Origin of the sequence: Bartonella pachyuromydis, from assembly GCF_039543065.1 — a bacterium.
Lineage (GTDB): Bacteria > Pseudomonadota > Alphaproteobacteria > Rhizobiales > Rhizobiaceae > Bartonella > Bartonella pachyuromydis.
Genome location: NZ_BAABJA010000001.1, coordinates 79,191 through 91,480, shown reverse-complemented (window position 1 = coordinate 91,480; position 12,290 = coordinate 79,191). Strand labels below are relative to the sequence as shown.

Sequence of the window (12,290 nt, the reverse complement as noted above, 5' to 3'; positions counted from 1 at the left end):
CTTTTTTGCTCATTTTGCTCACAGGGAGAAAGAGGGATTAGGGTTTCTCTCGACAGGAGGTATGGCCATCAGAGCAATGCTATCAAGTTCATAGTGATTTTTATATTGGGTAATAAAAGGGATTACTTCTTGCGGGGTAATGCCAGTTTTTTGTGGCTCTAAGCCAATATTGACTTGAACATATGATCTTCAATGGAAATGAATTTATATGAGAGGAAATTGCTTTATATAGGGCGCTCTCCAAATAAAGCAGAACCAATACGAAGGATATTCGAGCCAAATTGCAAAGCTGTTTTAAAGTCATTAGACATGCCCATGGAAAGCTTTGGGAGTTCTGCTTGTTTTGCTAGTTTTGCTAAGAGGGCAAAATAGGGACCAGGATTTTCCTCGACAGGAGGGATGGCCATCAGACCAATGATATCAAGTCCATAGTGATTTTTACACTGGGAAACAAAAGGGACTACTTCTTGGGGGGCAATGCCAGTTTTTTGCGGCTCTAAGCCAATATTAACTTGGACATAACAGGGGAGATGTCTTTGTTGTTTTTGCATTTCTTCTGCCAAGCTTTTGGCTATTTTTTCACGATCAACGGTTTGAATGACATCAAAAATTTTGACAGCTTGTGCTGTTTTGTTCGATTGTAAGGGGCCGATAAGGTGAAGTTCAATATTTTCAAACTGTTGACGCAAGATGAACCATTTTTCAGCGGCTTCTTGCACGCGGTTTTCTGCAAAGAGCCTTTGACCTGCTTGTAAAAGAGGGCGTATATTTTCTATAGGAACAGTTTTTGAAACAGCAAGAAGTTGGACCTCTTGTGGGGAGCGATGATATTCTTGACATGTTTCAGTAATGTCCTTGTGTAGATTTTTCCATGCTTCAAGAGAAGGATCTGGGGGGGGGGTGTGTGTGCTCATCTTTTTATACTTTCTATTTTTGTTGAGTGATTGCATTATTATTTGTAAGAGCTTTAAAAAATACTTCGTGAAATATTGACTGAAAATATTGACGAAGGGGTTAATCCATGGTCAAGCATAAAACAAGTTTTTTAGTTCAATTTTATAAAGAGTATCATAGAAATGACGATTGAACGTTATAATTTAGGTGAACGCTATAATCCACGTGCCCGCGAACAAAGGTGGCAAGAAATTTGGGATGAAAAGAAAATTTTTCAGACTGTGGGGGAAGATCCTCGTGAGAAATATTATGTTTTAGAAATGTTTCCTTACCCTTCTGGGCGCATTCATATGGGGCATGTGCGCAATTATGCCATGGGAGATGTTGTGGCGCGTTATAAACGTGCAAAGGGATTTAATGTGCTTCATCCTATGGGGTGGGATGCTTTTGGTATGCCGGCTGAAAATGCTGCTATGCAAAATAAAGTGCATCCTAAAACTTGGACCTATCAGAATATTGCCGTGATGCGTGGGCAATTAAAGCAGTTAGGGCTCTCACTAGATTGGACGCGCGAATTTGCAACTTGTGATGTGGATTATTACCACCGCCAACAAATGTTGTTTCTTGATTTTTATCAAAAAGGCTTGGTGGCGCGAAAAGTGGCTAAGGTCAATTGGGATCCTGTTGACCAGACTGTCTTGGCAAATGAACAGGTTGTTGATGGACGGGGTTGGCGTTCAGGCGCGTTGGTTGAACAACGAGAACTGACGCAGTGGTTTTTCAAAATTAGTGATTTTAGTGAAGAGTTACTGGCAGGGCTTGAAGAGCTGGAACAGTGGCCTGAAAAAGTTCGCACTATGCAAAAAAATTGGATTGGTAAGTCACAAGGCTTGTTGATTCGTTGGGCTTTGAAGCCAACAGAGGAAGCCGATGAGGGTTGTCCGTCCTTTAACGAAGTGGTCTGTTATTCAACACGACCCGATACGCTGTTTGGTGCTTCTTTTTTGGCATTGTCTTTCGATCATCCCATTGCCCAAGCTCTTGCGCAAAAGGATAAAGCATTGAGCGCTTTTATTGACAATTGTCGGTGTGGTGGAACAACAACTGCGGCGCTTGAAACTGCTGAAAAACAAGGATTTCGCACATCGCTTTTGGCTGTTCATCCCTTTGATGAAACGGTGCATATTCCTGTTTATATCGCCAATTTTGTGTTGATGGATTATGGAACGGGAGCTGTTTTTGGCTGTCCTGCCCATGATCAGAGAGATTTGGATTTTGCGCGTAAATATGATCTTCCGGTGTGTCCTGTGGTGTTGCCTTCAGGGGTTGAAAGAGAAGATTTTTCCATTACTGATACGGCTTATATTGGTGATGGGGTGATGATCAATTCCAGCTTTTTAGATGGTTTAACACCACAAGAAGCTTTTGACGAAGCAGCCAAAAGGCTTGAGGGACAAATGCTTTATGGGCAGCCTCAGGGGGAAAAAACAGTGCAATTTCGGTTGCGTGATTGGGGGATTTCACGTCAACGCTATTGGGGATGTCCGATTCCCATGATCCATTGTACATCTTGCGGGGTGGTTCCAGTGCCACGTGCCGATTTGCCCGTTGTGTTACCTGATGATGTCACCTTTGAACAGCTAGGTAATCCTCTTGTGCGCCATGAAAAGTGGCAAGCCGTTGCTTGCCCTGTGTGCGGAAAGCCTGCCAAACGTGAAACCGATACCATGGACACATTTGTGGATTCTTCTTGGTATTATGCGCGTTTTACTGCTCCTTTTGCACAGGAGCCCGTAGACCCACAAGCGATAAGAGAATGGTTGCCTGTGCAACAATATATTGGTGGAATTGAACATGCTATTCTCCATCTTCTCTACGCACGTTTTTTTATGCGTGCCATGAAATTAATGGGCTATGTGAGTGTGGATGAGCCTTTTAAAGGGCTTTTTACGCAAGGTATGGTGGTGCATGAAACCTATCGCGATGAGAAGGGTTGGGTTTCACCAGAAGAGATTTCGATTGTTGAAAAGGATGGAAAGCGGCGCGCTTATAAACTAACCGATCAGAGTGAAGTGACAATTGGTTTGATTGAAAAAATGTCTAAATCTAAAAAGAATGTCGTTGATCCTGATGATATTATCGCATCTTATGGAGCCGATACTGTACGCTGGTTTGTGTTGTCTGATTCTCCTCCTGAGCGGGATGTCATCTGGACAGAATCGGGGGTTGAAGGCGCACATCGTTTTGTACAACGCGTTTGGCGCCATGTGGCTTTAAGTGCTCCAGTATTAAGGAATGTAGCGCCTTGTGCTGGGCAGCAGGGTGCGGCTTTGCAACTTTCAAAAGCTGCGCATCGAACACTCCATGCAGTGGAAGATGATTTGGAAAAATTTGCCTTTAATCGTGCCATCGCACGTCTTTATGAACTCTTGAATATTATGGCGCCCTTATTAAATAATGTGACAAGTGTTGAGGATAAAATGAAGGCTGCTTTGCGCCAAGGGGTGGATTTTTTCCTTGCTATGATTGCACCTATCATGCCGCATTTAGCAGAAGAATGCCATGCTGCTTTGGGAGAGAAAACTTTGATGTCTGAGCTTGCTTGGCCCGCTTATGATCCCACATTAATCATCGAGGACTGCTATAGTTTGCCGGTACAAATTAATGGTAAAAAACGTGGTGAGGTGAAGGTGGAAGCAACCGCTACGCCAGCGATGATTGAAGAGGCGGTTTTGGCTCTTGATTTTGTAAAGGCGCATTTGGGTGAAAAATCGGTGAAAAAAATGATTATTGTTCCACAAAGGATTGTCAATGTCGTTCTCTAAAAGTTTTATTTTTATAAGCTTAGTGGGTTTGTTAACTCTTTTATATGGGTGCAAAGTTGAACCACTTTATCATCCGCTGTCGCAGATTTCGACAAAAATAGGTTCTGTAGATTCTATTTTTAATGATTCGCTTCCAAAACAAAAATCTTTGAGTCTTTCCGAAAAACTCGCATCTGTTGTTGTTTCCGAACCATCAGATCGTTTTGGACAGATGGTACGCAATCATCTGTTGTTTCTTCTTTATGGAAATGGGCGTAAACCTTCTACGCCTGTTTATCAGTTGGCATTGAAAACATCTATGTTTACAAGGAAATCTGTACAGATAGAAGTTGATCGCGATAGAAAAAGAGAAGGGCGGCCCTCTATTGGAACTGTGGTGGGGAAAGTTTCCTACGTCTTGCAGGATATGAAAAATGTTCTTATTGCTGAAAGTACGGTAAGCATGAGTGCTTCTTTTGAACGGTTGCGCCAAGAATATGCAACGGTGCAAGCAGAGGAAAATGCTAGAAAGCGTGTGGCTGAAGAATTAGCTGAAGAGATTATGCTGCTGCTTTCAAAAGATCTTTCAATTCATTAAGTGGTATTTTGTCCATTTTTCCAGTTTTTAGGAAAGATCTGTAATCCTTTACGGTAGAGGATTTTTTGCCAATACCTTTAAAATGGCTGCTGGGATATTGATGATTACAACAGCGTTCTAAGTGCATGGGGACACTATGCGCATCTTTGAGGGGCCATGCCAAGAATATACAACGATGCAAGCAGAAGAAAATACGTGGCAGGCGTGTGGTTAAGCAGCAAGTTGATACCATTCTGCTCTTTGCCAGCGTCCAATGTTGTTAGCGCTCTTGGCATTTGCGACAGTTCAGAAGAAGCAGCATTTTACTTATTTTTTGATGTGTTTTTCTCTCCACATTAATCTCGCTTGTAACGTGCATATGATTAGTTTTTATGGATTTGATATCAATAGATAATGAGAGAACTTCATGACATTTTGGGTCTTTTCTGCAACATGAAAAACAAGAAGTGATGACTTATAAATCAATGTATTGTATGAAATTTGCGAAACAGATTTTACGATTATTTTAAAGAGGTTTTGCAAAAGATTAAGCGATATTTTGTCCGGTTTTTTTCCAGTCTTCAAGGAAGATTTGTAATCCTTTATCGGTTAGGGGGTGTTTCACCAGTGCTTTTAAGATAGCTGGTGGAACCGTTGCAACATCAGCACCACTTAGAGCTGCTTCTTTAACATGATTAACGGTACGGATTGAAGCAGCTAAAATTTGCGTTTTAAAGTTATAGTTGTCATAAATTGTGCGAATTTCATGAAGCAGATCACTACCATTACTTGCGCAATCATCGATTCTACCAACAAATGGTGAAATGAATGTTGCACCTGCTTTGGCAGCAAGTAAAGCTTGATTGGCTGAAAAGCAAAGGGTAAGATTGGTTTTTAATCCTTGTTTTGTCAGAGCACTACAGGCTTTTAATCCATCAAATGTTAAGGGAAGCTTGATACAAATATTCTCAGCAATTTTTGCTAAAACAGCTGCTTCTTTCATGATGTCTGCAAATTCTGTTGCAGCAACTTCAGCAGAAACAGGTCCATTGACGAGGTTACAGATTTCTTTTGTCACGTCAAAAATGTTGCATCCTGATTTTAAGATGAGTGAGGGATTGGTGGTGACACCATCAACAAGGTTCAAATTTTGTAATTCTCGGATTTCTTCAATATTGGCGCTATCCACAAAAAATTTCATATCCCATCTCCTTGGTTGTTTGCTCTTGTATTCAAAGCTGCTGATATTTTTCCCTGTTTTTGTTATGCGCTATTGTTTATGGCAAAAGCAAGAGGGAGGATTGCATTCTTATAAGATAAGCCCCGATATAAAGCGGGAACAGGGCAAAAATGGGTTGTTGAAAAGAGAGGTAATGAGGGAATTTATGTTAGCTCTCCAAGGTATTATTCCTTAAATGCTTATAGTCATAAAAAGCCAATCTTTTAAGGAGGGGGCTGTTGGTTTTGGGGTCTTCAATAGTAAGAGTGCATGGAAATGTAACTTGTGACACAGATGTTTTTGATAAGGGCGAAAGAATAAATCAGGTTAATGATTTTCTACACTGCAAAGATAAACAGCAAAAATAGGAAAGTTAGCAATACTGATTGTATAAAAGAATTCGTATAGTCTTGTTATAGAAAATGACGAAATCTGTTACAGAGGAAAAAATGGTTTTTCTTTTGATGTTTATTCTGCATGCTTATTATTATTGAATTTTATCTGCTATGGGGGAGAAGATGTGACATTTGAGGGGGGATGCGCTTTTTTATGGTTTTGCATGAATATTGTAGTGGTCTAGAGATTGGTTGAGGGAGAATTTGTTGGGGAGGGGGCATGATAAGTTAGGCAACAGTAAGCGAGACATTGTTTGGATAAAAGGTTCGTATTTTGAAACAAAAGATAAAGTGAGATGTGACAGAGGATATGAGAAAGATTGTTTCCGTTTTGGTGCCTCTTCCTGTTGCGTATGCCTATAGTTATGAGGTTCCACCTTCTCTGGAGTGTGATGTTGGTTCTTTTGTTCGTGTTGCGGTGATGGGGCGCCAAGTTTGTGGTGTTGTGGTGGAGGTGGGAGAACAGACTAGAGAAGATGGACAAGGTTTTGCATCTGTGGCGGGTAAAAAATTACGCTCTCTGCTTCATGTTTTTGATTGTCCGCCGTTGAGCGGGGAAATGATCGCATTTTTGCGTTTTGTGAGCCGATATACGATGACTCCTTTGGGGCTTGTTGCACGATTGGTTTTGGGGGTACCGGCTGCTTTAGAACCAGAAGAACTACAGCCCGGTTTGCGGTATTGTGGGGGAGATGTGGAGCGTTTAACACCAGCACGCCTGCGGGTTTTGGAGTTGGCGCGCGGTGGTGAGGTTTGGACGCGTTCTGGTCTTGCCCATGCAGCAGGAACTTCTGTTTCTGTTGTTGAAGGGTTAAAATCGCTTGGGGTTTTTGAAGAGGTTGTGGTATCGCCACCGGCTCTTGTGGCGCCACCCAATCCAGATTTTTGCTCCCCTCAGCTGGAGGGAGCACAGAATGAAGCAGCGCGTCTTTTGCGGGAAGGTGTTTCGTCTTCTCAATTTCAAGTTTTTTTGCTTGATGGTGTGACGGGATCAGGAAAAACAGAGGTTTATTTTGAAGCGGTTGCTCAAGCACTCATACAGGGCAAGCAGGTTCTCATTTTATTGCCGGAAATTGCTCTAACACAACAATTCTTAGATCGCTTTCATGCCCGCTTTGGAGCAGGAGTGGCTGAATGGCATTCCGATTTGTCGCCCCGTCGTCGTGAACGTGTGTGGCGGCAGGTGACTGAAGGGCGAATACGGGTTGTGGCGGGAGCACGTTCGGCACTTTTTCTTCCCTTTCATGATCTTGGCTTGATTGTGGTGGATGAAGAACATGATGGTGCCTATAAACAAGAAGAGCGCATTTTTTATCATGCGCGTGATATGGCGGTGGCACGGGGCTCTTTCGAGCATTTTCCTGTTATTTTATCCTCCGCGACACCGTCTATTGAAAGTCAGGTCAATGTTTTGTGGGGGCGTTACCAAAAAGTGTATTTGCCATCGCGCTTTCAAGCGGCGGCTCTTCCACAATTGCGAGTGGTTGATATGCGTCAAGGAGGTGTGCAAAGGGGGCGTTTTATTTCTTTTGCTCTTGAGGAGGCTTTAAAACAAACATTTGAAAAAGGTGAACAGGCGCTGCTGTTTCTCAATCGTCGTGGTTATGCACCTTTAACCTTGTGTCGTGTTTGTGGACATCGGTTTCATTGTCGCGATTGTTCAAGTTGGTTGGTTGAGCATCGCGCCCAAAGGCTGCTTAAGTGCCATCATTGTGGGTTTCATCACCCCCTTCCAGAAGCTTGTCCTGAATGTGGGACCCTAGACCATCTCGTAGCTTGTGGACCTGGTGTGGAAAGAGTTGCTGAAGAAACACAGGAGCTTTTTCCTCAAGCACAGTTGTTGATTCTTTCAACTGATCTTCAAGGTGGGATTGGTCAGTTGCGGCGCGAATTACAGGCTATTGCCAATGGCGAAGTGGACATTATTATTGGAACACAATTGGTTGCCAAGGGGCACCATTTTCCTAGACTATCGTTGGTTGGGGTTATTGATGCCGATCTTGGTCTTGCCAATGGTGATTTACGTGCGGGAGAGCGTACCTTTCAACTTTTGTCTCAAGTGACTGGGAGGGCAGGGCGTATGGGGTTGGAAAGTCTGGGACTTTTGCAAACTTATCAGCCTGATCATCCGGTGATAAAAGCTCTGCTTTCACAAAAAGGTGAGGATTTTTATGCACATGAGATTGCTATGCGTGAGCATTATCATCTTCCACCTTATGGGCGGTTGGCTTCTTTGATTGTTTCTTCAGAAAAACGTCAAATGGCAGAACATTATGCACGCGCATTGCGCCAAATTGCACCACGAGATAAAAATATTTCGGTTATGGGACCAGCAGAGGCTCCATTGGCTCTTATTCGGGGGCGTTATCGTTTTCGGTTGTTACTTCAGGGACAGCGTTGTTTTGATATACAAGGGTTTATTCGTGTAATGCTTGCGAATGCTCCCAAAATGCCTTCTTCTGTTCGGGTTCAGATTGATATTGATCCACAAAGTTTTCTTTAGAAAAATACAAGAGAGTATTTTCTGCAAAGACGTTTTGGGTTGTCTCTATGGATTGTGTTGTTTAGAAAAGCATTAAACAGCAGAATATTATGTGTGGGGAGTATGCCAAGTTGCTTGGGGGATAAAATCTTAGTCATGGTGCTAGTAGAGGCTCCACTGGCTCTCATTTAAGGGCGTTATCATTTTTGGTTGTTACTGCTTTTTTGTTTTTTTAGGGGAACAGCGTTGTTTTGATATACAAGGGTTTATTCGTGTAATGCTTGCGAAATGCTCCCAAAATGCCTTCTTTAAGTTCGGGTTTATATGGTACTGGTATTTTCTCAAAACAATACGCTTTAGCAGGGGGATTTGCTTTAAGAATGCGTTTTAAAAGAAAAGAGTTGGTGGGATATTTTTAGATAAAGAAGGGAGATTAAAAAAGATCCATTTTTTCTTTATTGTAAGGTGAATATCCGTTATTATTGCTTGCTTATAAGTTTGAAATAACACATTTTTGCGGTAGCGGTAGCCATCCGCCCTAATTTTGCTCTTGATGTCAAAAAAGAGACTTGAAAAATTGAGTAAAGAATGGCAAAAAGAAACATAGGCTAACTGTAGTAATAACCTGTCTATTCTGAAAAATCCTTTTAAAAAATATTTTGAATATTTTCGTTGAAATTTTCAGAAAGCATCAATTTGGAGTGTTGCGAGTCGGTTATGTCTATGCTAGAAACCAAAAAGTTTTTTTATTCTGGGTTTTAAGAAGGGCATTCTTAGAATTTGGAGTGTCTGTTTTATTTCATCTGATAACTATCAGAGAGTCGCTCAAGGGAAAGAGGCGGTATTTCGTGTCGGATTCATTTTCTCTTATACCGCTGCCATTGGTAGATCAACGCTATGCGCAAGCGCTTTTTGATTTCGTACAAGAAGCAGGAGCGGTGGAAAAGGTTGAAAAGGCAGTCGCATCTTTTTTGCTTGTCTTGGATCAAAATGAAGACTTAAAACGCTTTGTGCAAAGTCCGTTCTTTTCAGTAAAAGAGCAGGTTGAAGTGGTGCGTTCTGTTTGTCAGAGCATCAAATTTGCTGATAGGAGCGCTGGTCAGATCATTGAAAACTTCTTGCATATTATCACAATAAATCGTCGGCTTTATGCCTTGTCCGGTATTCTACATGCTTTTCAGCGTCGTGTTGCCCTTTCTCGCAGAGAAACTGCGGCGCAGATTATTTCTGCTCGCCCTTTAAGTTCTCACCAAGAAAAACAGCTGCGTGTGGCTTTGGAAGGTATTGTGGGGGGAAAAGTTTTGCTAAATATCTGTGTCGATCCAACAATTCTTGGTGGATTAATCATTCGTGTGGGGTCGTCTCAAATTGATACGTCTCTTGTAACAAAATTGTCTTCGCTTAAGCTTGCATTGAAAAAAGAGGTCAGCTGATGGATATTAGACCATCTGAAATTTCAAAAATTCTAAAAGAGCAAATCAGAAACTTTGACCAAAAGGCTGAAGTTTCAGAAATCGGTTGGGTTCTCTCTGTAGGGGATGGTATCGCCCGTGTCTATGGTTTGGATAATGTCCAGGCAGGTGAAATGGTTTCTTTTTCAAATGGCGTACGCGGTATGGCTTTGAATCTGGAAATCGATAATGTCGGGGTGGTGATTTTTGGTTCTGACCGTGATATCCGTGAAGGTGATAGTGTTAAGCGGTTGGGAACTATTGTGGATGTTCCTGTGGGACCTGCTCTGCTTGGTCGTGTTGTCGATGCACTGGGAAACCCTATCGATGGAAAAGGTCCGCTTAAAGCAACAGAACGTCGTCGTGTTGATGTAAAAGCACCAGGAATTATTCCCCGTCAGTCTGTGCATGAGCCTATGTCAACCGGATTGAAAGCTATTGATGCACTCATTCCCATTGGACGAGGACAGCGTGAATTGGTAATCGGCGATCGTCAAACAGGAAAAACAGCGATTTTGCTCGATACATTTTTAAATCAGAGACCTTTCCACGAAAAAGATTCTGGGCGCGAACAGGATAAGGTTTATTGTATTTATGTTGCTATCGGTCAAAAACGCTCAACAGTCGCACAGTTCGTGAAAGTTTTAGAAGAGCGTGGTGCGCTTGAATATTCCATTATCGTTGCGGCTACTGCTTCTGATCCTGCTCCCTTGCAATTTCTTGCTCCTCTTGCGGGATGTGCAATGGGTGAGTATTTCCGCGACAATGGGCAACATGCTTTGATCGGTTATGATGATCTTTCTAAACAAGCAGTGGCTTATCGCCAAATGTCTCTTTTGCTTCGTCGCCCACCAGGCCGTGAAGCTTATCCCGGTGATGTCTTCTATCTTCATTCACGCCTTTTAGAGCGAGCGGCAAAGCTTAATGCAGAGAACGGTTCTGGATCTTTGACAGCTTTACCAGTCATTGAAACACAGGCAAATGACGTTTCCGCTTATATTCCTACCAATGTCATTTCTATTACGGATGGGCAGATTTTCTTGGAAACCAATTTGTTCTATCAAGGAATTCGTCCTGCGGTGAATGTTGGGCTTTCTGTGTCGCGGGTTGGTTCTGCTGCGCAAATTAAGGCGATGAAGCAAGTGGCTGGATCGATCAAAGGGGAATTGGCACAATATCGTGAAATGGCAGCTTTTGCACAGTTTGGTTCTGATTTGGATGCTTCAACGCAGCGTCTTTTAAATCGTGGTGCACGTTTGACAGAGCTTTTGAAGCAACCACAATTTTCTCCTTTGAAAACAGAAGAGCAGGTTGCTGTCATTTTTGCTGGGGTGAATGGTTATCTTGATCCTCTGGCTGTCTCCGATGTTGCGCGATTCGAACAGGGGCTTTTAACACTCTTGCGTAGTGATCACCAAGATCTCTTAAAAGCAATTGCTGAGCAAAAACAGCTAACCGATGAGCTTAAGGATAAGTTGCTTACTGTTCTTAAGTCTTATGCGAAGAATTTTTCGTGATGAAGTGATGGAATGCTTAAATGGCATCGTTGAAGGATCTTAGAGACCGTATCGCCTCGGTTAAGGCAACACAGAAGATTACCAAAGCTATGCAGATGGTTGCAGCGGCAAAGTTGCACCGTGCACAAGAGGCCGCTCGGTCCGCGCGCCCCTATGCACAACGGATGGCGGATGTTTTAACCAGTGTTGCTGCTGATGTAGATAATATTGATGCTCCTCCCCTTATGCGGGGAACTGGTCGGGATGATGTTCATCTTTTGGTGGTTTGTACTGCTGAGCGTGGATTGTGTGGGGCTTTTAATGTGCAGATTGCACGCCGTGCACGTGAGCAGATTAAGACTCTGCTTGCTGCTGGTAAAATCGTTAAGATTTTAACCGTGGGGAAAAAGGGCGCAGATATTTTATCGCGTGATTATAAAGCTTTGATGGTTGATCACATTGATTTGCATGCTGTAAAGCGGGTTGGTTTTAATGAAGCAGCAATGATTAGCCAAAGGATTGTTGCGTTATTTAATGAGGGTGCTTTTGATGTCTGTACGCTATTTTATTCGGAATTTGTTTCCGTGATTAATCAGCGTCCAACGGCTTTCCCTTTGATCCCGATGGGTTCTACCAAGGGAGCTATGGAGACAGACAATGTTGTTGAAAAGGCAGATAAAAACAAGAATTTACAGTCGATTGTTTATGATTATGAGCCCGATGCTGCTTCTCTTTTGGAGGCGCTTGTACCATGCAATCTTTCCGTGCAAATCTTTCGCGCTTTGCTAGAGAATGTCGCTGGTGAAATGGGTGCGAAGATGACTGCTATGGATAATGCATCGCGCAATGCGGGTGAAATGATTAATAAATTGACGGTGGCTTATAATCGTCAACGTCAGGCACAGATTACAACTGAATTAATCGAAATTATTGCGGGCGCTGAAGCGCTTTAAAGTGAAAAGGTAAAGATTG

At 42.6% G+C, this 12,290-nt stretch carries 8 protein-coding genes; 6 read left to right on the top strand and 2 right to left on the bottom strand.

From position 1 onward, the window contains the following. Window positions 1-224: 224 nt before the first annotated feature. Window positions 225-914 carry a YggS family pyridoxal phosphate-dependent enzyme gene (locus ABD917_RS00425; RefSeq protein WP_345118121.1) on the bottom strand — a complete coding sequence of 230 codons (690 nt, stop codon included), beginning with the start codon at window positions 912-914 and terminating at the stop codon, window positions 225-227. Between the two features lie 162 nt (window positions 915-1,076). On the opposite strand from ABD917_RS00425, the gene leuS reads away from it, so the two are divergent. Together leuS and lptE are read left to right on the top strand one after the other, a co-directional pair. Next, window positions 1,077-3,719 carry a leucine--tRNA ligase gene (leuS, locus tag ABD917_RS00420; RefSeq protein WP_345118120.1) on the top strand — a complete coding sequence of 881 codons (2,643 nt, stop codon included), beginning with the start codon at window positions 1,077-1,079 and terminating at the stop codon, window positions 3,717-3,719. Further along, entirely contained in the window at window positions 3,706-4,296 is a 591-nt protein-coding gene (gene lptE, locus ABD917_RS00415; protein ID WP_345118119.1) for an LPS assembly lipoprotein LptE, read from the top strand. The genes leuS and lptE overlap by 14 nt, the downstream gene beginning before the upstream one ends. A 526-nt stretch (window positions 4,297-4,822) precedes the next feature. Here lptE and fsa read toward each other — a convergent pair. Beyond that, the gene (gene fsa / locus ABD917_RS00410; RefSeq protein ID WP_345118118.1) at window positions 4,823-5,476 is read right to left on the bottom strand and encodes a fructose-6-phosphate aldolase; all 654 of its coding nucleotides are present in this window, start codon (window positions 5,474-5,476) and stop codon (window positions 4,823-4,825) included. Window positions 5,477-6,199: 723 nt separating this feature from the next. On the opposite strand from fsa, the gene ABD917_RS00405 reads away from it, so the two are divergent. From ABD917_RS00405 to ABD917_RS00390, 4 genes are all read left to right on the top strand, one after another. Further along, on the top strand, window positions 6,200-8,392 hold the full coding sequence (locus ABD917_RS00405; protein WP_345118117.1) for a primosomal protein N': 2,193 nt from the start codon (window positions 6,200-6,202) through the stop codon (window positions 8,390-8,392). Window positions 8,393-9,219: 827 nt separating this feature from the next. Continuing rightward, on the top strand, window positions 9,220-9,804 hold the full coding sequence (gene atpH / locus ABD917_RS00400; protein ID WP_345118116.1) for an ATP synthase F1 subunit delta: 585 nt from the start codon (window positions 9,220-9,222) through the stop codon (window positions 9,802-9,804). Further along, entirely contained in the window at window positions 9,804-11,339 is a 1,536-nt protein-coding gene (atpA, locus tag ABD917_RS00395) for a F0F1 ATP synthase subunit alpha (RefSeq protein WP_345118115.1), read from the top strand. The genes atpH and atpA overlap by 1 nt, the downstream gene beginning before the upstream one ends. A 20-nt stretch (window positions 11,340-11,359) precedes the next feature. Then, window positions 11,360-12,271 (top strand): F0F1 ATP synthase subunit gamma, encoded by a 912-nt coding sequence (locus tag ABD917_RS00390; protein WP_345118114.1) that lies wholly within the window; start codon window positions 11,360-11,362, stop codon window positions 12,269-12,271. Window positions 12,272-12,290 lie beyond the last annotated feature (19 nt).

Bases quoted from the DNA above. Each gene is read 5' to 3' on its own strand.
- ABD917_RS00425 (WP_345118121.1), bottom strand. From the start codon at position 914: ATGAGCACACACACCCCCCCCCCAGATCCTTCTCTTGAAGCATGGAAA.
- leuS (WP_345118120.1), top strand. From the start codon at position 1,077: ATGACGATTGAACGTTATAATTTAGGTGAACGCTATAATCCACGTGCC.
- lptE (WP_345118119.1), top strand. From the start codon at position 3,706: ATGTCGTTCTCTAAAAGTTTTATTTTTATAAGCTTAGTGGGTTTGTTA.
- fsa (WP_345118118.1), bottom strand. From the start codon at position 5,476: ATGAAATTTTTTGTGGATAGCGCCAATATTGAAGAAATCCGAGAATTA.
- ABD917_RS00405 (WP_345118117.1), top strand. From the start codon at position 6,200: ATGAGAAAGATTGTTTCCGTTTTGGTGCCTCTTCCTGTTGCGTATGCC.
- atpA (WP_345118115.1), top strand. From the start codon at position 9,804: ATGGATATTAGACCATCTGAAATTTCAAAAATTCTAAAAGAGCAAATC.
- ABD917_RS00390 (WP_345118114.1), top strand. From the start codon at position 11,360: ATGGCATCGTTGAAGGATCTTAGAGACCGTATCGCCTCGGTTAAGGCA.